Source organism: Oribacterium sinus, assembly GCF_963553175.1.
Taxonomy (GTDB): domain Bacteria; phylum Bacillota; class Clostridia; order Lachnospirales; family Lachnospiraceae; genus Oribacterium; species Oribacterium sinus_B.
On record NZ_CAUVME010000010.1, the window covers coordinates 30,111 to 51,733 of the forward strand.

The 21,623-nt window shown below is 41.9% G+C and carries 19 protein-coding genes and 1 tRNA gene; all 20 read left to right on the forward strand.

Translation table 11 applies throughout. The features are described 5' to 3' along the window. Positions 1-27: 27 nt before the first annotated feature. The 20 genes from RYO92_RS04210 (at position 28) to RYO92_RS04305 (ending at position 21,591) form a co-directional block, all read left to right on the forward strand. Complete coding sequence (locus tag RYO92_RS04210; protein ID WP_007156411.1) at positions 28-729, forward strand: ABC transporter ATP-binding protein; 702 nt, start codon at positions 28-30, stop codon at positions 727-729. After that, positions 730-1,470: a hypothetical protein gene (locus tag RYO92_RS04215; RefSeq protein WP_315369586.1), complete on the forward strand. Its 741-nt coding sequence runs from the start codon at positions 730-732 to the stop codon at positions 1,468-1,470. A 219-nt stretch (positions 1,471-1,689) separates the two neighbouring features. Next, positions 1,690-2,049, forward strand: a complete 360-nt coding sequence (locus RYO92_RS04220; RefSeq protein ID WP_040648588.1) for an Asp23/Gls24 family envelope stress response protein — start codon at positions 1,690-1,692, stop codon at positions 2,047-2,049. 28 nt (positions 2,050-2,077) lie between these two features. Continuing rightward, on the forward strand, positions 2,078-3,781 hold the full coding sequence (locus RYO92_RS04225; protein ID WP_315369587.1) for a DAK2 domain-containing protein: 1,704 nt from the start codon (positions 2,078-2,080) through the stop codon (positions 3,779-3,781). Between the two features lie 253 nt (positions 3,782-4,034). Next, positions 4,035-6,074 carry an ATP-dependent DNA helicase RecG gene (gene recG / locus RYO92_RS04230; protein WP_315369588.1) on the forward strand — a complete coding sequence of 680 codons (2,040 nt, stop codon included), beginning with the start codon at positions 4,035-4,037 and terminating at the stop codon, positions 6,072-6,074. 120 nt (positions 6,075-6,194) lie between these two features. Next, positions 6,195-6,758 carry a 16S rRNA (guanine(966)-N(2))-methyltransferase RsmD gene (rsmD, locus tag RYO92_RS04235; protein WP_315272077.1) on the forward strand — a complete coding sequence of 188 codons (564 nt, stop codon included), beginning with the start codon at positions 6,195-6,197 and terminating at the stop codon, positions 6,756-6,758. After that, entirely contained in the window at positions 6,755-7,255 is a 501-nt protein-coding gene (gene coaD / locus RYO92_RS04240; protein ID WP_007156405.1) for a pantetheine-phosphate adenylyltransferase, read from the forward strand. Before rsmD ends, coaD begins: the two co-directional genes overlap by 4 nt. After that, positions 7,252-7,809, forward strand: coding sequence for an HrpE/YscL family type III secretion apparatus protein (locus RYO92_RS04245; protein WP_183684783.1), 558 nt, complete (start codon positions 7,252-7,254; stop codon positions 7,807-7,809). Before coaD ends, RYO92_RS04245 begins: the two co-directional genes overlap by 4 nt. Positions 7,810-8,574: 765 nt before the next feature. Continuing rightward, complete coding sequence (locus RYO92_RS04250) at positions 8,575-8,952, forward strand: hypothetical protein (protein ID WP_315369589.1); 378 nt, start codon at positions 8,575-8,577, stop codon at positions 8,950-8,952. Between the two features lie 252 nt (positions 8,953-9,204). Next, on the forward strand, positions 9,205-11,052 hold the full coding sequence (locus RYO92_RS04255; protein WP_315369590.1) for a hypothetical protein: 1,848 nt from the start codon (positions 9,205-9,207) through the stop codon (positions 11,050-11,052). 145 nt (positions 11,053-11,197) lie between these two features. Next, complete coding sequence (locus RYO92_RS04260; protein ID WP_315369591.1) at positions 11,198-11,785, forward strand: hypothetical protein; 588 nt, start codon at positions 11,198-11,200, stop codon at positions 11,783-11,785. Positions 11,786-11,993: 208 nt separating this feature from the next. Continuing rightward, positions 11,994-12,067 (forward strand) — tRNA-Pro (locus tag RYO92_RS04265). A 60-nt stretch (positions 12,068-12,127) separates the two neighbouring features. Continuing rightward, entirely contained in the window at positions 12,128-13,480 is a 1,353-nt protein-coding gene (locus tag RYO92_RS04270; protein ID WP_314966900.1) for a sodium-dependent transporter, read from the forward strand. A 42-nt stretch (positions 13,481-13,522) separates the two neighbouring features. Beyond that, positions 13,523-14,557 carry a deoxyguanosinetriphosphate triphosphohydrolase gene (locus RYO92_RS04275; protein WP_315369592.1) on the forward strand — a complete coding sequence of 345 codons (1,035 nt, stop codon included), beginning with the start codon at positions 13,523-13,525 and terminating at the stop codon, positions 14,555-14,557. A 1-nt stretch (position 14,558) separates the two neighbouring features. After that, complete coding sequence (gene dnaG, locus RYO92_RS04280) at positions 14,559-16,304, forward strand: DNA primase (protein ID WP_315369593.1); 1,746 nt, start codon at positions 14,559-14,561, stop codon at positions 16,302-16,304. Between the two features lie 144 nt (positions 16,305-16,448). Beyond that, positions 16,449-17,195 carry a tRNA (adenine(22)-N(1))-methyltransferase gene (locus RYO92_RS04285; protein ID WP_315369594.1) on the forward strand — a complete coding sequence of 249 codons (747 nt, stop codon included), beginning with the start codon at positions 16,449-16,451 and terminating at the stop codon, positions 17,193-17,195. A 10-nt stretch (positions 17,196-17,205) separates the two neighbouring features. After that, positions 17,206-17,994 (forward strand): Nif3-like dinuclear metal center hexameric protein, encoded by a 789-nt coding sequence (locus RYO92_RS04290; protein WP_315369595.1) that lies wholly within the window; start codon positions 17,206-17,208, stop codon positions 17,992-17,994. A 27-nt stretch (positions 17,995-18,021) separates the two neighbouring features. Next, positions 18,022-19,677 (forward strand): uridine kinase family protein, encoded by a 1,656-nt coding sequence (locus RYO92_RS04295; protein ID WP_315369596.1) that lies wholly within the window; start codon positions 18,022-18,024, stop codon positions 19,675-19,677. A 256-nt stretch (positions 19,678-19,933) separates the two neighbouring features. After that, positions 19,934-21,052 (forward strand): AAA family ATPase, encoded by a 1,119-nt coding sequence (locus tag RYO92_RS04300; RefSeq protein WP_315369597.1) that lies wholly within the window; start codon positions 19,934-19,936, stop codon positions 21,050-21,052. Further along, positions 21,049-21,591: a GNAT family acetyltransferase gene (locus tag RYO92_RS04305; RefSeq protein ID WP_315369598.1), complete on the forward strand. Its 543-nt coding sequence runs from the start codon at positions 21,049-21,051 to the stop codon at positions 21,589-21,591. The genes RYO92_RS04300 and RYO92_RS04305 overlap by 4 nt, the downstream gene beginning before the upstream one ends. Positions 21,592-21,623 lie beyond the last annotated feature (32 nt).

The window sequence follows — 21,623 nt, forward strand, 5'->3', positions numbered from 1 at the left end:
AATCGAAATACTTTAAAGGAGAAAGCTATGGTTCAATGCAAAAATTTAACAAAAAAATACGGATCCAAGGTTGCTCTTAGGGATGCCACCTTACATATTTACCCGGGAAATATTTATGCTCTTTTGGGGCCGAACGGTTCCGGAAAAACCACTTTCATGAAGATTCTCGGAGACTTAACCAAGCAGAGCAGTGGAGAAGTATTATTTGAGGGAAAGCCCTTAAGCATTCAAAGTAGAAAAGATATTGCCTATCTGCCCACAGAAAGTCAGGCCTATCCCTTTATGACAGTGGGAGATTATGGAAAGTATCATAAAAGCTTCTTTCCGGAATTTCAGGAGGAAGAGTACAAGAGAATGCTGGAAGAGATGGATATTTCTCTAAAGCTTCCCTTCAAGGCCTTATCCACCGGTATGGACAAGAAGGCAAGAATTGCGGCAACCCTTGCCCGAAATGCAAAGCTGGTGCTTTTGGATGAGCCCTTTAACGGAGTGGACCTTCTGGCCAGAGAAGAAATCGAAAAAATGATCTTGGAAAAGAAACAAGAGAACAGTACCATCCTTCTTTCCAGCCATTTGGTGGAAGAGGTGGAGGATTATGTTCAGTTCGCTATTTTCTTCCATCAGGGAAAGGTACTTTCCGTGGAACAGCTTGAGAGGATGCAGGAAAATAAGGGGCAGAATCTTACAGAACGTTACAGAAGTCTTTTGGGAAAAAAGAAGGAGGGCTAAATGCTGACATTACTACAATATGAAATGAAAAAAACCGCCTTTATGAAGATTCTCTGCGGCTTTGCCCTTTTTATTTCCCAGGCCTTTGTGATGCTGGGAACAGCAACGGATAATTATGTGGTAGCCGGTCTTGGTGCAGGTTTACTGGTTTTCTTCAGTTTTCTGGTGATTTTTATTCTGGGATTATCCAGTATGGCCAGTCTAAGCAAGGATTTAAATACAACCCAGGGCTATATGCTCTTTATGCTGCCGAAACACAGTGCCTATTTCTTATTGGCAAAGATTGTTGAAAGCTTAGTAAGTACCTTTTTGGCAGGCCTGGTGATTGTCCTGATTTTCTTTTTTAATATCAGCTACTTTGCTATTGATACAGAGGCATATAAAGATCTTTTGGAAATGTTTTGGAATCTTGTGATGAGCGGAAAAGGCTTTGGGACACTTAGTTTATATATGATTCGTTTTCTTGCCACTGCGGCGGCTTTCTGGATTTTCCTTTCCACCATGGCGATTCTTTGTGTGACGGTACAGGCCAGCATATTTAAAGGAAAGGCATTAGCCTTAGTAGTCAGCATAATTGCTTTCTTTTGCCTCTTTTTATATTTGTTCAGTGCCTTGCCGGAGCTGGCCGCTAACATATCCTGGGAGTACAAAGATCCGATTTTTTATGGAATGATTGTAGTATTATCTGTCGGCTTCTTTGCACTTTCATCCTATCTTTTAGAGAAGCAAAGAAATTTTTAAAAGGCGAAGAGGGAAGATTCTTTAAGTGGATCAAAAAGAAAAGAGACAGTTCATTCATCCTGAACAACAATAGATTTCCTTTTCAGAATAGGGAAAATGGAGTATACTATACAAAATTCTCATCATAGCAGGTTCTGCCCTTAGGGCATAGGAGCATTTGCTTACGGGAAAAACATAATGACTAAGAATGGACAGAAGATAGGGATTGGAGGAAAGACAATGAAAGGAAAAATCTCCTCTCATTACGGTGAGGTACAAATCTCCGAAGAAGTCGTTGCAAGCTACGCAGGAAATGCAGCAGTTTCTTGCTTTGGTATTGTTGGAATGGCTGCGGTTCCCATTTCCGGAAAGGGACTGGCAAAGCTTTTGAAGCAGGAAAGCTATCACAAGGGTATTTCCGTGGAAATCCAGGGCAATGAAATCAGTTTGGACTTCCATGTGATTGTAGCTTATGGTGTAAGCATTCAGGCTGTGGCTGAGAACCTTATGGAAAGTGTAAGATACAGAATTTCACAGTTTACAGGAATGAAAGTTAAACGAATCAATGTGTATGTAGAAGGGGTTCGGGTAATCGATTAAGTTTCAAAGAAATAGGAGGAATTTACCTGTGGGTAAAGTACTAAGTGCAAGAGATTTGCAGAAGGCTTTCTTAGCCGGAGCAAATCAGCTGAATGCAAAAAAGGATTTGATTAATGAGTTAAATGTCTTCCCGGTTCCGGACGGAGATACGGGAACCAATATGACCATGACAATCCTTTCCGCAGCAAAGGAAGTGGCAAAGATTGAGGGAGGAAGCTTGAAAGAGATTTGTAAGGCGATGTCCGGCGGATCTCTTCGCGGAGCCAGAGGAAACTCCGGTGTTATCCTTTCTCAGCTGATTCGCGGATTTACGAAGGAATTATTGGATGTAAAGGAAGCTGACAGCATTGTTCTGGCAAAGGCCTTCCAAAGAGCTGTGGAAACAGCCTATAAGGCGGTAATGAAGCCTAAGGAAGGAACTATCTTAACTGTAGCCAAGGGGATGGCGGATAAGATTATGGAGCTGTCCTTAACGGAAGAGGATATTTTACCTCTTTTGGAGAAGGTGGTGGCCTACGGCGATGAGGTTTTAAAGAAAACTCCGGAAATGCTTCCTGTTTTGAAAGAGGCGGGAGTGGTGGACTCCGGTGGAGCCGGTTTAATGTGCGTGCTGGAAGGAGCTTTACGTTCCTTAAAGGGAGAGAAGATTGAACTGGATTTGGAATTTAAGGAAGATTCCGGCGTTTCCGCATTAACCGGAGAGAGAAAGAGCCGTGGAGAGATTTCTACAGCGGACATTCGTTTCGGTTATTGTACGGAATTTATGGTAAATGGTGATCATCCTTTCTCTGACGAAGAGGTAGAGAAGCTTAGAGACTACCTTTCCGGTATCGGAGATTCCATCGTTTGCTTCTCTGACGAGGATTTGATTAAGGTTCATGTACATACCAATCATCCGGGAGATGCCTTTGAGAAGGGTCTTACCCTGGGCTTCCTTTCCAAAATGAAGGTAGATAATATGCGCCTTGAGCACCATGAGGTATTGATTGAGGATGCTTCCCGCATTGCGGCTATGGAAAAGCTGGAAGAACAGCCTAAGGGTGCAGAAGCTCCTGGAGAGTCTGAGCCGGTGGAGGAAAAGGACTTCGGATTTGTGGCCGTATGTTCCGGTGACGGACTTAGAGATATTTTCTTAGACCTTGGGGTAGACCAGGTGGTTTCCGGAGGACAGAGCATGAACCCCTCCACCGAAGATTTGTGTGCTGCGGTAGAGAAGATTCATGCCAAGCATGTCTTTATTTTACCCAATAACAAGAACATTTTACTGGCTGCCCAGCAGGTAAAGGATATCCTGGAGGATCGTTCCGTATCCGTAGTGCCCAGTAAGACCATTCCTCAGGGAATTTCCGCAATGATTTCCTTCCAGCCGGAGGGAACGGTGGAGGAGAATCAGGAGGGTATGGAAGACAGCCTATCCATGGTTTCTTCCGGAGAAATTACCTATGCGGTTCGAGACACCAGCATTGACGGAAGAGAAATCCATAAGGGAGACATCCTTTTCTTAGGCGATCAGGGATTGCTTTCCGCTGAAAAAAGCATTTCCTTGGCTATGAAGGAAGGCTTGGAGAAGATGGGAGAGGGAGAAATCCTGAGTCTTTACTATGGAGAGGGCGTTACGGAAGAAGAGGCCAAGGCCTTGGAGAAGGAGATTTTGGAGTATATGCCGAATCTGGAGGTGGAGGTTCATGCCGGCGGACAGGCAGTGTACTATTATCTTCTTTCCCTAGAGTAAGAGTCGTTTTTACAGAAATGTAGTCGCTATTTAAACAAGGTACATAGAATTGATACACTTTCGACATCATAGCTTTGAATCGGGGGCACGCTTTCGCTAACTTCGCCTCGTAGCAGTACTAAGCTAAAAGCTTCGCGATGCTCGCTTTTAGCAAGTACTGACGGGCTCAGATTGCCCCCCGGCTTCAAAGCTATGATGCGAAAGTTCGCTGTTCTATAAAGCCTTGTTTTTTTGTGAGTTTAAAAGGAGATGTATGCTTCAGGATGCTGTGGAAAGGATTAAGGGGGTGGGAGAGAAAACCGCCGCTCTTTTTCATAAGATGAATATTTACACAAAGGAAGATCTTTTAGAGGATTTTCCTATTTCCTATCTGCAATATCCCAAGCTTTGTCTTATCTCGGAAGCCAGGGAGAAGGAGTGGATGGCTTTTTCTCTTGTACTTTTAGAGGATGCCAGGGTTTTACGAAATACCAAGCTTTCCATGCTGCAGTGCTCCGCCGGGGATGAGAGCGGAAAGCTACTGATTCAATACTTTCATGCAACTTACCTTTTAAAAACTTTAAAAAAGGGAAGAAAACTGGTGTTTTTCGGGCAGGTCAAAAGCTTTCGAGGCCATCTTATCCTGCAACAGCCTAAGATTTTTTCTTTGGAGGAGTACGAGGAAAAAAGAAAGAGCTTAGAGCCTATCTATTCCCTTCGAAAGGGGCTTGGCAATGCCCTAAGAAGAAAGTGTATTCAGGAGATTTTCAAGGAAGATCCGAAGATTTTAGAGAGCTTTCCTAAAGATTTTTTGGAAAAAGAAGGGCTGTGTAATAAAAGACAGGCAATGGAGTATCTGCATTTGCCGAAGAGGGAAGAGGAGAGGCAGGAGGGATTAAAGCGTCTGGCCTTTGAAGAATTGTTTTACTACAGCCTGTTTCTGGAAAAGGAGGAGAGGGATTTTCTCTCTCTTTCGGGTAATGAGGAAAAAATTCAGGGAAAGAGGGAAGAGTTTCAAAAGGGACTGCCTTTTTCTTTGACGAAAGCCCAATCAGAGGCTTTGGAGGAGATGGATAGGGTGTTTTCCCAAGGAGAGAGACTTCTTCGCTTTGTGCAGGGAGATGTGGGATCGGGAAAAACCATTTTGGCCTTTTATGCTTTGTTTCTTATGGCATCCAAGGGCTTCCAAACCGCCATTATGGTGCCTACAGAAATTTTGGCGCAACAGCATTTTCAAAAACTGCAAAAACTGCTGGAAGAGAATCAATGGGAGATTCCCATTGCCTTACTGATTGGCAGCAGCAGTAAGAAGGAGAAGGAAAGAATTTATCAGGGACTAAAAGAGGGCAGTATTCTGGGGGTAATCGGTACCCAGGCTTTGATTCAGGAGAGCTTAGCTTTTTCCAATCTGAAAATGTTGGTGATTGATGAACAGCACCGCTTCGGGATTCAGGAAAGAAACCGTTTGGAAAAGAAGGGGGAAAATCCCCACTGTATCTACCTTTCCGCAACCCCCATTCCCCGCTCTTTGGTAAAGCTCCTCTATGGTGCGGTGCCCTACCTCCTTCTTTCGGAAAAACCGGCCAATCGTCTGCCGATTAAGAATGCCCTGCTTTCCCCTGCGGATCGGGAGAAGGCCTTTTCCTTTATCAAAAAAGAACTGGACAAGGGGCGGCAGGCCTATATTATCTGCCCCTTGGTGGAGGAAAATGAAAATCTTTCCGTGGAAAGTGTTACGGCCTACCAAAAAAATCTAAAGCAATACTTTGGAAAGGACTATTCCTTCGCGGTTTTGCATGGGAAAATGAAGGCAGGAGAGAAGGAGCAGGTGATGCAGGACTTCTCTTCCGGAAAGACAAGGATTCTTCTGTCTACAACCGTTGTGGAGGTGGGAGTGGATGTGGCCAATGCCACGGTGATGCTGATTGAAAATGCGGAGCGTTTTGGTCTGGCCCAGCTCCACCAGCTACGAGGCAGGGTGGGAAGGTCGGAACTGCAAAGCTATTGCATCTTTATGGATCATAAGGAAGATGAGAAATCCCAAAAAAGACTTTCCATTATTCGGGACAGTAATGACGGCTTTGCCATTGCCAAGGAAGACCTGGCTCTGCGAGGACCGGGGGATTTGTTCTTTGGAGAAAGGCAGTCCGGCCCTCTGCAATTTCGTTTTGCGGATCCTTTACGGGATGAAGAGTTATTTTTCAAGGCAAGAGAGGCGGCAAAGACTCTTTTAGAGGAGGATGCCCTTTTGGAAAGACCGGAACATCAGGGGATGAAAGAGATTTTCCAAAGCCTCCTTACAGAAAGTGCTTAAAGTAAGAATATTCGAATAGAAAGCTTGCTATAAAAATCGGAAGTTGTAGAAAAAAATTAATCTTTATCCCTTTACAACGAACTGCATTTTCGCTTTAATATGAGGGAAAAGGAGAGTGGTATGAGAGTTATTGCAGGTACAGCTAGAAGGCTTTTGCTTTCGGTGCCGGAGGGGAAGGATACCCGTCCCACCACGGATCGAATCAAGGAGACCTTATTTAATATTTTACAATTTGACTTAGTGGACCAGGACGTTTTGGACCTTTTTGCGGGAAGCGGTGCTCTGGGGATTGAGGCCCTGTCCAGAGGGGCGAAAAGAGCAGTTTTTTGCGACAGCGGAAAGAAGGCTTTGGCTTGTATAGAGCAAAATATTGCCCGTTGTCATTTTCAGGAACAGGCTCTGGTGTATGGAGGAGATTTCCATAGCGCTTTAAGAAGTCTGGAGGGAAAGGATTACCACTTCGGTATCGTCTTTTTGGATCCCCCCTACGGCGAGGATTTGGCAAAGGAAGCCCTTCGGAGACTGGCAAAGTCCTCCATGGTAGGGAAGGATACGGTTTTTGTGGTGGAAACAGCCTTGGAAGAGGATTTTTCCGAACTGGAAGAGGAAGGCTATCGAATTCTTCGGGAGAAGCTGTACAAAACCAATAAGCATATCTTTCTTCGTTTACAGGAGGCTGTATGAAGATAGGATTGTATCCCGGCTCCTTTGATCCCGTGACCTTCGGGCATTTGGACGTGATTGAACGAAGCCGAAAAATGGTGGATAAATTAATTGTGGGTGTGCTGCAAAACAGGCAGAAGACGCCGTTGTTTTCCATGGAAGAACGTGTTAGAATGATTTCTGAACATACGAAGAAATGGAACAATGTGGAAGTGCATAGCTTCACCGGTTTAACAGTGGATTATGCGAAAAAAGTCCATGCCAATATGATTGTGAGAGGCCTTCGGGCGGTAACGGACTTCGAGTTTGAGTTGCAGCTGGCCCAGACCAATAAGGTGATTGCGGAGGAAGTGGACACCATTTTCCTTGCTACCAGCTTGAAATATTCGTATTTAAGTTCCAGTACTGTTAAGGAGATTGCATCCTTTCATGGGGATATATCAGCCTTTGTTCCGAAAGATGTGGAAGAGGCTATGAAGAAAAAATTTGATGAACAAGAGAGACGGAGGGGGATATGAGCAGAATTGAGCAGTTGATTGGAGAAATTGAGGAATACATTGATAGTTGTAAGTATCAGCCTTTGTCCAATACGAAGATTTTGGTAAATAAGGAAGAGATGGAGGAGCTTTTAGTGGAGCTTCGTCTTCGGGTTCCTGAGGAGATTAAGAAGTATCAGAAGATTATTTCCCAGCAGGATGCTATCCTGGCTGATGCGAAGGCCCAGGCGGATATGATGTTAAATGATGCCAGAACCCAGACCGAGGAGATGGTTTCCGACAATGAAATCATGCAGAAGGCTTATGAGAAGGCCAATGCTCTTTTACAGGATGCTCAGAAGCAGGCAGACGGTATTGTAAACAATGCAGTGGCGGATGCAGATCAGATTCGCAGCAATGCCATTCGCTACACAGATGAGATGCTGGCAAGCCTGGAAACCATTATTACCCGTTCTCTGGACACCGCAGAGGAGCATCTGAGCGGCTTAAAGTCCTCCTTACAGGATTCTCGTTCTATCGTGCAGTCCAACCGTTTTGCACTGGCAAAGGCCATTCCGGAGCAGAAGCAGGGCTAAAAGGGTTTTAAAAACGAATAAGAAGATTTATAGAAAGTTCCCCTTCTCCACTGGAGAGGGGGATTTTTTTAATGCAATACTTGAAATAAAAGTCCTTAGCTGTGATCTTTTACGAAAATAGAAAAGGAATAATTGTTAAAGTATACAAAAAAATCATCCTGCATTTTATATAAAAAAATTATCTTATATAGCTTGACAGTAATAAAACACTATGATATAAAAATTAAAATTTAATAATACGCAATAAAGTATTGAAGAGAGGATGTAGAAAAATGAAATTTTATTTGCGCTTAATCTCTTTGTGGCTATGTTTTGGGAGTCTATATCTCCTCATGCGGAGACTTTTATATACAGACGCACAGGATATACTCATGATATTCAGCGTTGTTATTTATTCGTGGCTATATGTTTTTTTTGCTATGATTACAAGTGGTACTAGCAAAAAGAAATTTAATATTCTTCTTTACCTTTTACTGGTAGTATTTCTTTCCATGAGTGTTGAGCATTTATTCAAGTCTTATGCTCCCAATACTTGGAAAGATAATATTATGGCCTTTTTTGGAGACATTTTTTGCTTTACATTGATATGGGTATCGTCCATTTTAGCAAGTAAACTAATGATCAGAGGATATAGACGTTTAAAAAATGTGGCAATAGTTTAGTCTCCTATTTATAACAACAATATGAAAACGCTAAAAAAGTGTCTGTTAATGGTCTTGAAATCTATTTTTCTAACTTGTATTTATAGAGGTGAAAATAATAATTATGCAGAATAACAAAAGATTCATGGGTTTAAGAAATCGTTTTACAATAGGGCAAGTAAATTACTTTGTACTCAATGCTTTACTTTCTCTATTACTTATGCTCCTTTTAAGTGAATTTAATTATAGCTTATGGCTTATCTCTTTTTCTTCGGTGCTTTCTTTATCCTTTTATGAGAGTCTATCGCATCAAAAGATATCCGGAAAACAGAAAGTGGCAATTTATGTTTTTACCATAGGCATGATTAGTATTGTTTATCTTATAGGGCAAAAATGGATCAATCAACTATCTCCTTTTTGGATTCTGTATTATTTCTTTCAACAATTTATTGGAACTGTTGGGGGGATATTTTTTGCTTATCTTTTGAACAAATCAGAGTAAGCTTTCACAGTATAATACTAAAATGGATTTCTAATTTTAACGAAGTATAATTGGAAATCCATTTTTTTATGTAATGCTTTAAAGAAAAGATCTTAGGCATTATTTTTTTGCGCAAAAAATGGAATAGAAAAATAGATAAGGTATGGGAGCTTAAAAAAGCATTTTAAATTGCGGAAAATAATTAGAAAAAAATCTAAAATATAGTATAATTTTATATCGTGAAATGGCAAGAAATAAGAAAGGACGATAGAGATGAGAAGAAAAAATATGCTGGCGTTAGGACTTAGCTTTGTACTGGGAGTGGGTGCGAGTAGCACTCTTGCTTATGCTCTTCCTTCAGAGCAGGAAGAAAGCCTTCAGACAGGTAATTTAGAAGGGGAAATTGCAGAAGAAACAGCTTTCAATGCAGAGGCTGTTACAGAGGAAGAGGCAAAGAAAGATACTAAGGAAGAATCTTCTGTTCTAGAGGAAAAGGAAGCCTCTGATAAGGAAAAGGAAGAGGCAGAAGAGACTCTCACTCCATTAAGCAGAAGTAGAAGAGCCTTGGCAGATCCTCCTTACTATGCTAGTGAGGAGGAAGAAAAGGCGGATAGGAAAAATCGAATAATCTCTCTGACTGCTGAATTTCACATAGCCGATGCGGCCGCCAGGGATCATATGAAGGTGGTTAGAAAGAAAGAAATAGATGTAGTAAGTTATGCTGTGCGAGATATAAATGCTCCTCGACATCCGGAATTATTAAGTATACAACCGGATAGAATTGTAGAGAAGAAAGTAGGAGACAATAATTGGGAAGTTTATACTTTGGATTATTTTACTCCCGGAGTTTATCGCTATAAATATGTGTTGGAAATTGAAAAAGGCTCTACTCTTTTTCTTTTGCTGGGAAAAGATTACGGGGATGGGAAGGCCTTCAGTAGAACAGGCATTCTTCTTAAAACGAAATTCATAGCAAATATAAGTAATGAATCAAATAGACTTCAGCCAACAATTGCTTTAGAAACGGATAGTGCTAAAGGTAGAAAATATCTTTTAGAAGGAAAAGAATTCACGGTAGAAGCACAAAAGACCATCAGCAAGGTCTATTTAAAGTCCAGCTTTGATATTCACAATGTCCATGTAGGGGACTTGATGAAGAGGGCTACCTTATCTACCGAAAAAATAGTATTAACAGATGGTACAGAGATTAAACCGGATAAAAATCCATTATTTTTTACAAATCCCTATCGAAGCTATCCCAATAACTTAGACCAATGGAGGCTACTGCTGGATAGTTTTAAAACAGAGGAAGGCTATATAGGAGATGTTTTCGATATAAAGGAAACTAAGGCTTTTGATCCGGGGCGTTATCAGATTTCTTACTTGCTTCAACAAAATTACCAAATAGACCAGTATCGCCTTTTGATGAAAGGAACGGATGATAACTATGGGAAAGGAACGGAATTCTATGTTAACAATGAGCTATATATTACGGAGATACCTGCTAAGCCGGAGGCTGATTTAACTCCGCGACCATTAATAACCTCTCCTTTATTTGATGCTAAAAAAGCAGAAAATCCATCTAAGAATAATTCCGGAAATTCTTCACGTGGAAACTCCGGTAGTTCTAGTAGTTCTGGAGGCAGTTCTTCCGGTTCCGGTAGTTCAGGGGGAAGTTCCGGTGGTGGTTCCGGAAGCTTTAAGGTCAGCACTAGCTTTTCAGGACAGGTACTTGGCGTGGACCGTTCTCTATCCGGAGGCCAGTGGATGCAGGATGAAAAGGGCTGGTGGTATCAAAGACCGGATGGAAGCTATCCAAAGAACAGCTGGGGCTATGAAGCCTACAACGGAAAGTCTTACTGGTACTATTTCTTGGATTCCGGCTATATGGCTACAGGCTGGGTAGAGGTAAACGGTAGTAAATACTATCTCTTCCCAAACTCTGACGGATGGAAGGGAAGAATGCTTACCGGTTGGCAGTGGATTGACGGAAACTGCTACTACTTAGACTCACAAGGACAGAATGAAGGAGCCCTTTATAGAAACACCACTACTCCCGATGGTTTTACAGTAGATTCGGAAGGAAGATGGGTAGTGAATGGAGTGGTACAAAAGAAGTAGCAGTATGAAAGATTTCCTCTCTTAAAATGTATGGGAATACTTTGTTGTTTCTGGTGGATGTATAGGCGTATCACGACAAGGATATAGCCGGTGCATTTTTACGCTGGAACAAGCATGATAAAGTCAGTGAGGAGGATGTATCTTCATGAGATTAATTCGAAGGATTGTATTTTTTGTTTTTTTGTTAATTTTTATTATTTCATTAATTAATAGTTTTTCCATACTGCTAAACATGTATGGTGATTATAAACATCCACCTAAATACTTATTAGAAAATGCAGGGTCTGGTGGTATACTGGCGTTTGATACTACATATTTTGCAATTGATGACGATGGTGTAAAAAAAATCTCGGAAAAAAGGTATAATAATTTAATATTTGCTGAAGACAATCATTATAGCTTTGTATGGGAAAAATATTACAACTTTGAGGTTAACGCCAGATCGAAAGATCCTTCGGATTGGGAGTATGAAATATCTGAGTTTAACGATGGTTTTTATGATACAGATATTTTAACTGAGCAAATAAAAAAAATGGAACTTAGTGTTGATGGCAAAATTGATATCCAAGTAACTAAATTTGATGATTATTACATAGTTAAGGTCAACTGTTTGGAAGCTGATGATTTAACTATCATAGATTCGTATTATGCAATATTTCACAATGGAGAAAGACTGGCTATGAAGAAAAATATAGAATTAAACTCGATTCGAGATGTACGTAAATACTCATAATATATGTTAAGATGGAAAATCCGGAAAGTTTATACTTGCATCAAGTCTTGAATGATATTAAAGAGTTAACTTCCGATCTCACTCTAATTATAATTAGAATTTGCAAATTTTGACTTTCATGACAGAAATTTTTAGCTTTATAGACAGAAAATAATTGACAGAACAAAGGAGAAAAGCTTATAATCTCCCTTGTTCTATATATTTAGAGCGATGCGTGGCTCAGCTTGGTAGAGCGCTGCGTTCGGGACGCAGAGGTCGCTGGTTCGAATCCAGTCGCATCGACTGTAAGCAACGAGTGGGAGATGCCTAGGCATCTCCTGTTCTTATGTAGGAAGGGTAAAAATGAAAAGAGAAAGTTTTAAGTCACGAATCGGCTTTATTTTGGTGAGCGCGGGCTGTGCCATCGGAATAGGTAATGTTTGGAAGTTTCCCTATCTGGTAGGACAAAACGGCGGAGGAATCTTTGTTCTATTCTACCTCTGCTTCTTGCTTTTAATCGGTCTTCCCATTCTTACTATGGAGCTTGCGGTGGGGAGAGCCAGTAAGAAGTCCGTGGTAAAGGCCTATGAGGTTTTGGAGCCCAAGGGTACCAAGTGGCATTTGCACGGCTGGGTTTGTATTTTGGGCTGTTATCTTTTGATGATGTACTACACCACCGTTTCCGGTTGGATGCTTTCTTATTTCTTTAAATTTGCCTTTGGAACCTTTTCTAAAATTGAACCCTCTCAGGTGGAAAATGTTTTTGGAACCATGCTTAGTCGTCCGGAGGAAATGACTCTATGCATGGCCATTACGGTGATCGGGGGATTTTTGGTTTGCTCTTTAGGATTGCAAAAAGGGCTGGAAAAGATTACTACCATTATGATGGCCTGCCTTTTACTGTTAATTATTGTCTTGGCGGTACATAGCCTGATGCTGCCGGGGGCTCTGGAGGGAGCGAAGTTCTACCTCTTCCCCAATCCGGAAAAGGTGAAGGAAATTGGCCTCTTTCACGTGATTTCTCAGGCTATGAATCAGGCCTTTTTCACCCTTTCTTTAGGGGTTGCGGCCATGGAGATTTTCGGCTCCTATATGTCTGAGGACTATTCCTTAACAGGAGAGGGAATCAGAATCTGTGCTTTGGACACCTTTGTGGCTATCCTTTCCGGTTTGATTATCTTCCCTGCCTGCTTTAGCTTTCATGTGGAGCCTAATGCAGGTCCTCCCCTCATTTTCTTTACTCTGCCCAGAGTATTTATGCACATGGCGGGAGGAAGAATCTGGGGAAGCCTCTTCTTTGTTTTTATGACCTTTGCCAGCTTTTCCACCGTTATTGCGGTGTTTGAAAATCTCATTTCCACCAGTATTGACAACTTCCATTGGGATAGAAAGAAGGCGGTTATCGTAAACTGTATTCTGATTCTGCTTTTGAGTATTCCCTGTATTCTTGGCTATAACCTTTGGAAGGATTTAAAGCTGATTGGCGGCAGAGATGTATTGGACTCCGAGGACTTTATTGTTAGTAACTTAATTCTTCCCATCGGCTCTCTGGTTTACCTTCTGTTCTGCGTAAGCAAGTGGGGCATGGGTTTCCCTAGATATTTGGAGGAATGTAATAAGGGTGAGGGCGTGAAAATGCCGGCCTTCCTCCTGAATTATTTCCGCTTTGTTTTACCAATTTTCATTTTACTTCTCCTGTTCCAGGGCTTATTATAAAAGGAACTGTTGTTTTGCTTTGATCCGGGAGGAAGGAGCAGGATGAATATTCGAGAAGAAATGGAGAAAATGGAAAAGGAGATTCTCTCTCCCTTTGCTTGTTGCAGCGTGGACTCTTTGGGAAGAGATCTACCGGAGGAAGAGGATGATATCCGAACCATTTTCCAAAGAGATAGAGACAGGATTTTACATTCCAAGGCCTTTCGCCGGCTAAAGCATAAGACTCAGGTCTTTATTCAGCCGGAGGGGGACCATTATCGTACAAGATTAACCCATACCTTGGAGGTGAGTCAGATTGCCAGAAGCATTGCCAAGGCTCTTCGCTTAAATGAAGACCTTACCGAGGCGATTGCCTTAGGCCATGATTTAGGTCATACTCCCTTTGGCCATGCTGGAGAAAGGGCCTTAAACAAGCTTTGCTCCGAAGGCTTTTCTCATGTGGACCAAAGTATCCGGATTGTGGAGATTTTAGAGAAAAACGGTAAAGGACTGAACCTTAGCAAAGAGGTTCGGGACGGAATACAAAATCATAGAAGCTCAGGAAAACCCAAGACTTTAGAGGGGCAGGCGGTTCGTTTTGCAGATAAGATTGCCTATCTAAACCATGATGTGGATGACGGCATCCGTGCAGGACTTTTCCGGGAGGAAGAGCTTCCGGCGGAATTTCGGAAGGTGCTGGGCTTTACCGCAAGGGAACGGCTAAACACTTTGATTCGCTCCGTCATCTTTACCTCCAGGGGGAAGGATAAGCTTTCCATGGAGCCTATGATGGAAGAAAATATGCAGGGCTTAAGGAAGTGGATGTTTCAAAATGTTTACACCAGCAGTAAGGCCAAGGAAGAGGAGTGGAAGGTAGACGGCATGCTGAAGCTCTTATTTTCCTTTTATCAGGAGCACCCTCTGGAAATGGCGGAAGAATATCGTTTTCTGCTAAAAAAGGGAGAAGAGGAAGGAAAGGAAGACCCCAAGCTCCTTTTAGACCGTATTGTTGCGGATTACATTTCCGGCATGACGGATGAGTATTGCAGCCACAAGTTCATGGAGTATTTTGTTCCGAAGGCCTGGGAGAAGGACTGATATGTACTATGGAGAAGATATCGTAGAGGAAATCCGGCAAAGAACGGATATCGTGGATTTAATAGGACAATATGTACATTTGAAAAAGAAGGGCTCAAGCTACTTTGGGCTCTGTCCTTTTCATGGGGAGAAAACTCCCTCTTTTTCTGTTTCTCCCGGGAAACAGATTTTTTATTGCTTTGGTTGTGGCAAGGCGGGAGACAGTATCCGCTTTATGATGGAGTACGAGAATCTTAGCTTTGTGGAGGCGATAGAGCAGCTGGCAGAGCGGGCAAATGTCACTCTTCCTGAAAAAAGCAGCGGAGTCAATAAAGGGGAAGAGGACCTTCGGTATAAGCTTTTGGAAATCAATAAAAATGCCGCTTTGTTTTTCGTAAAGCAGCTACGTAGTCCCAAAGGAAAGCTGGGCTTACAGTATTTGGCTAAAAGAGCCTTAAGCGGGGAAAGCATAACCCACTTCGGCCTTGGTTATGCGGTACAGGAAAAGGATGCTTTGTATCAGCATTGTAAAGCTTTGGGCTATGAGGATGCTATTTTGCAGGAGTCCGGCTTATTTACCTTTAAAGAAAACGGTGTTCGAGATAAGTTTTTTAACCGGGTAATTTTCCCCATTATGGACCTTCATCACAGGGTAATCGGTTTTGGGGGAAGAGTCATGGGAGAGGGGGAGCCCAAGTACCTAAACTCTCCGGAAACCAAGCTTTTTGACAAATCCAGAAATCTTTTTGCCTTGAACTTTGCCAGAAGAAGCAGAGAATCCTATCTGATTCTCTGTGAAGGCTATATGGATGTGATTTCCATGCATCAGGCAGGCTGTATTGAGGCGGTGGCGGCTTTGGGAACCGCCTTTACGGAACAACAGGCCGCCCTTTTAAAGCGTTTTACCTCCACGGTGCTTCTTTGCTTTGACAGTGACAATGCGGGAAGAAAGGCTTGTAAGCGTGCCATTCCCATCTTACGGGAAAAGGAAATTCAGGCAAAGGTCATTTCCCTAAAGCCCTATAAGGACCCGGATGAGTTTTTAAAGGCGGAGGGAAAGGATGCTCTTCTGGAGCGGATTCATAATGCAAAAAATGCTTTCCTGTGGGAGGTGGAGGAATTAAAGGCCGGCTTTAACCTGCAAGATCCGGGAGAGATGCAGGGCTATATGGAGGCGATTGCCGCCCTGCTTAGGGATTGCTTCTCCGACCCTGTGGAGCTGGAAAATTATTGCAAGGCAGTGGCTAGAGAGCAGCTTTTGTCTGCGGAGAATCTCTTGTACCTGGTACAAAAGGGAGAAGAAAAATCCCAGCTTTCCTTCGCTCTTTCCAAACAGGGAAGACGGGAGGAAAATAAGCGGGAAAAGGCTTTAACAGACAATTTGGAGGAACAGTTTCTTTCCCTCCTCCTGCAAAAGGAGGAATGGATTGCTCCGGTTTCTCAATATATTAAGGCAGAGGATCTTAGGGAGGAGCTTTGTCGGCAGGTATTTCTTTCTTTACAGGAGGGAAAGTCCGTTCAGGAAATCATGGACGGATTCCTAGGAGAGGAAGAAAAATATCAAAAGTGTATGGCCCTCTATCATGGAGATCTCTATCATTTGGATCTGGAAAGACAGGAGGAAGAAAGAATGCTTCTGGACTTTATCCGCCAGATGAAACTGCGGGGAATTGAAAAGGCCATTTCAGAGGCTATGGACGGAGAAGAGCTTTCCCGACTGTTCCGGGAGAAGGATAAGTGGGAGCATTTTTCCGGATTTTCCGGTTAAAGAGCTTAAATAAGCTATATTTGGCTTCGTAGAGATTACAGTTTGGATATAGAGATTGGATTTTTTACGAAATATAGTCTTTACGGTGTATAGAGGCGAAAAGAGTTTTGGGGAAAATTATTTTCCTCCTAAAGGAGTGTGTAGATGAAGGGACTTGGGGCAAGAATACAGACCATGGTGAACCTGTATCCGGTGGTGGACAGTATTGCGGATATCGGCTGCGACCATGGCTATACCGCCATTGCCTTGTTTGAGGCAGGAAAGGCGGAGAAGCTTTTTGCCTGTGATATCGGAAAAGAGCCCTTGGAAATGGCGAAGAAAAATGTGCGTTTCAAGGGGCTGGAGGATAAAATCAGCTGTCGCCTTGGAAATGGTCTGGAAGCCTTGGAAAAAGGGGAATGTAAGCACCTTCTTCTCTCCGGTATGGGGGGGATGCTGATGATTCAGATTTTGGAAAAGCGGATAGAGGAGTTCGAAACGATTTTGCTTTCTCCCCAGTCCGACTATGAGAAGGTTCGGCGTTTTTTATATCCCTATATGGAGCTTGTGGAAGACTGCTATGTGAAGGAGAAAAATAAGTTCTATCGCATTATATTGGGGAAAAAGCGAAAGGGACAGAATTCTTCAGGAGAAACACCGGATGCAGGAATGATTAGCCTGAAGATTGGGGGAAACAAATCGGAGACCGAGGGAAAAACTTTGGATTCTTCTGAAATATCAAAAGTGGAATGGGAGTTTGGCTGGCTTCCTCTGGCAAAAAAGGATCCTGTTTTAAAGGAGCTTTTAGAGGATGAGGAAAGGCATTTGGAAGAAATGCTTTTGAAAAATCCTCAGAAAGTCCTGTTGGAGAAGTTGGAGAGGGTAAAAGAGGGGCTTCAATACTATAGATAGGAGAAATACCATGAAAAAACAAGAGCTGATTTCCTTTTTGGAGGAATTTGCGCCGAAGCAGTATGCGGAGCACTGGGACAATGTGGGTTTTTTGTTGGGAAAGAAGGAAGAAGAGCTTAGCAAGGTCTACATTTGTCTGGATGTGCAGAGAAGGTCTGTGGAAGAGGCGATTGCCCGGTCCTGTAATTTCATTTTGAGCCACCACCCCTTTATCTTTCAGGGGATGAAATCTGTTACCGGAGATAACGAGCAGGGAAGATTACTTCTTACTTTGGCGGAACATAAGATTTCCGTCTTTAGCATGCATACCAACTTCGACAGCGTGAAGGAAGGGATGGGAGATTTGATTTGCTCTAAACTTTCTTGGAAAAAGGAGGGGGTACTTCAGGAAGTTGCTCCTTCTTCTGAGGGTATGTCTCAGGGGATAGGATTTTACACCAGGGTGGATAAGGCATTTTCCTGCGAGGAACTGGCGGCCTATGTGAAAGAAAAGGCCAAGCTTCCCTATATTGAGTACTTTGACAGCGGAAAGCCTATCCGGAAAATTGCGGTTTGTCCCGGTTCAGGAAAGAGCTTTATTAAGGATGTGATTGCTTTAGGTGCAGACGCTTATATCACAGGGGATCTGGGACACCACGATGCGGTGGATGCCTTAGGAGAGGGGCTTAGCCTCCTTAATGCAGGGCACTACGGCTTGGAGCGCTTCTTCGTGCCTTATATGGGGGAGCAGATTCGCCGACATTTTCCTAAGATAGATTGTGTGGAGGAAGAGGAAGTTTTCTTAGGAAAAATTCTGTAAAACAAAATAGAAAGGTCAGGGATGTCCATGAAAATTACAGCAAAAGGAAGAGTGGTAGAGTTAGAGGAGGGAAGTAAGTTTCAAGACTTGGTTCCCTTGTTTCAGGATATGGAGGAGTATCCCATTGTTTTGGTGCGCTTTGGAAAGCGTATTTATGAGTTGCATAAGAGAATCCCCAATGTTGATCAGGAATGCACATTTTTAACCTTGAAAGATAGTATCGGTATGAAGAGTTATCACCGCTCTGCCGTATTTATGCTTTTAAAGGCTTTTTACCATCATTGTAAGGATGTGCCGGGATTTCGGGTAAATATGGATTATACTTTGGGAGGCGGTTTTTACGGCTACCTTTCCGGAGATGTGAAGATTACAAAGGAGCTCTTGGAGAAGGTGAAGGCTTCCATGTTGGAGTATGCGGAAAAGAAGATGCCGATTATGAAGCGCTCCGTTTCCACCGAGGATGCCAGAGCAATCTTCCGTGAGGTGGGGATGCATTCCAAGGAGGAGCTGTTCCGTTATCGTATGACCAGCCGTGTTAATATCTATTCTTTAGGGAATTTCCAGGACTATTTCTATGGCTATATGTTGCAAAATACTTCTTATGTGACTTTATTTGACCTGCTTCCCTATGGAGACGGTTTTATCCTGCTTTTGCCTACTCCTGAGAAGCCCAATGAGCTTCCGGAGTTCTGTCCAATGGATAAGCTTTATCAGGTGCAAAAGGAATCCTCCCTTTGGGCCAGAAAGGTGGGAATCGGAGATATCGGTGCATTGAATAAGCAGATTGTTCAAGGGGATACGGATTCTCTTATTCTGATGCAGGAAGCTTATTTTGAGAAGCAAATCGGAAATATTGCCATGTCTATCTTTAAGGAGAAGAAGCGGGTGGTACTGATTGCAGGACCTTCTTCCTCAGGAAAAACCAGCTTTTCCAAGCGTTTAAGCATTCAGCTTTCCGCACTTGGACTAAAGCCCCATGCTATTTCTGTGGATAATTATTTCAGAGCCAGAGTGGAGGCACCCAAAGATGAGGAAGGAAATTACGACTTTGAGTCCATTCAGTGCGTGGATTTGGAGTTGTTTAACAAGGATATGCTTTCTCTTCTTTCCGGAGAAAGGGTGGAGCTTCCCCGTTACAATTTCTTCACAGGAGAAAGAGAGTATAAGGGAGATTATCTGAAAATGGAGGCGGAGGATGTCTTGGTTATCGAGGGTATCCACTGCTTAAATGATTTAATGTCCACCTCCCTGCCGGAGGAAAGTAAGTTCCGCATTTACATTTCCGCTTTAACACCCCTGAACATTGATGAGCATAACCGTATTCCTACAACAGATGTGCGCCTGCTTAGAAGAATGGTAAGAGATAACAGAACCAGAGGCTATTCTGCGGAGGATACCATTTCCATCTGGAAAAATGTAAGACGGGGCGAAGACAATTACATTTTCCCCTTCCAGGAGAGGGCGGATGTGATGGTAAACTCTGCATTGATTTATGAGCTTGCAGTTTTGAAGATTTTTGCCCAGCCTCTGTTGTTCCAGATTGAAAATGACAGTCCTGCCTATCAGGAGGCTAAGCGTCTCCTAAAGTTCCTGGACTATGTGCTTCCCGTAAGTCCGGAGTCCATTCCGAAGAACTCCATTATTCGTGAGTTTATTGGCGGTTCCTGCTTGCATGTGGGGTAAAGCCTTGATTGGAATGTAGATTTAAAATTGAAATCTATAGCATAAAAAATTTCAAAAAACTTTAGCTGATTTTTCAAACCGAAATTAGCTAAAGTTTTTTTATTAGAAGAACTAAAATATAGAAAAAATCATATAATTATCAACATATTAGTACAAATCATGAATTTTTGCAGAATAAATAAAGATTAAAACAAAAATATTGTTTAAATCACGTTTCACTGATATACTATAAAAGCAGGAAAAGGAGGTGTGCAGAATGAAATTACTTTATGTAAAAGCCAAAAATTTTAAAAACTGTATAGAAGGATATACTATTGATTTGGTGGCTAAATCGAGGAAGACTGCAGAAGATAAAGAGTATGAACTGCAGGAGATTGCGCCTGATTTATATGTTTATAATACGATGGCATTTATTGGAAAAAATGCTTCCGGAAAAACCTCTGCATTGGAGCTTTTGGATGCTTGCTATTCTATTTTGGGAGACTTTCGCTTAGAAGATAAACACTATGACTATGACGGTGTTGAATTGGAGATAGTCTTTTATCATGCAGGCTTTATTTATAAGTATGAGTGTTTATTGTCTACGGACATATCTCTCAGTAATCAGGCAATTTTTAAAGAGGAAAAGCTGTATAGAAAAAAATATTATAAAAGTCGTATTCATGAACTGTATGAAGATAGTTCTTTCGAGAAAATGGATGAGTATGGAACATTGCCGGAGGATATATCCAAAGTATTTTTTGTCTTAGAGAAAAAAAGTACAAGAGCTATTTATTTCGAAAGTTTTGGAAATGGAGCAGAGACTTATCGTATGATTTTCAAAGCCTTAAAAAATTACAGCATAGATACTTTGGTTTTGAAAAATATTATGCGTATTTTTGATGACAATATTGAACATTTACAAAGCTTGGACGAACATAATTACAGATTGGTTTTTAACGGGGAAGAGAAGTATCTTTCTGATAGCCAGTTGATTTATATCTTGTCTAGCGGTACAACAAAGGGATTACTACTGTATACCTTAATGGTTGCTTCTTTAAAAGAAGGTTTTGATCTTTTGGTTGATGAGGTAGAAAATCATTTTCATAAAACTCTTGTGGAAAATATGATTAGTTTGTATAAGGATAAATCGGTCAATAAGAAGAATGCTTCTTTAATCTTTACTACTCACTATTGTGAGGTTTTGGATCAGATGGGACGGCAGGATAACATATGGATTTGTAAGTCAGGAAAGCATGTATCCCTCTCTAATATGTATGAAGACTATCAAATCAGGACTGAACTTCTGAAAAGCAAGCAGTATTATAACAATGCTTTTCAAACTGCTGTAAATTATGAAGAGCTGATGAGCCTAAAGAGGAAGCTAAAGGAATGAAAAGATTAATCATGTGCGAAGGGGCAAATGAACTGGAAATTGTTCGTATCCTCTTGGCAAATAATCGATTAATCTTTGGAGAGGATGAATTATTGGGCTTGACTCCCTATCATGCAAGACAAATTACCGGTAATGGGCAGGTTCGGACAGAACTAAACATTTATCCCGGCAATGATGTATTAATTATGCGGATAGGAGATGCACAAAAGGAAAGGCTAAAGATACCGGAAGACTACAAAGGCAAGATTATAGGAATTGAGAAGTATTGTACTAAACCGGAATTGGAAATATTGTTTCTAATTGCAGAAGATAAAGTCGCTGAGTTTGAGAAGAATAAATCCACAGTAAAACCAAAGGATTTTGCTAAAATGCATATAAGCTTAGGCAGGAAAAAGTACGATAACAGTACAAAATTTTATAAAGATTATTTTGGTGATAGGGTGGATGTTTTGGTACAGACTATCCTTGAATACAAAAGGATAAAATCTTCTCATAAAAAAGAGGAGCTGTATTTAGCGGATTTGATAGACCTGAAATGAGGTACATTACCCCTTTTTCAGGTCTAAGTTGC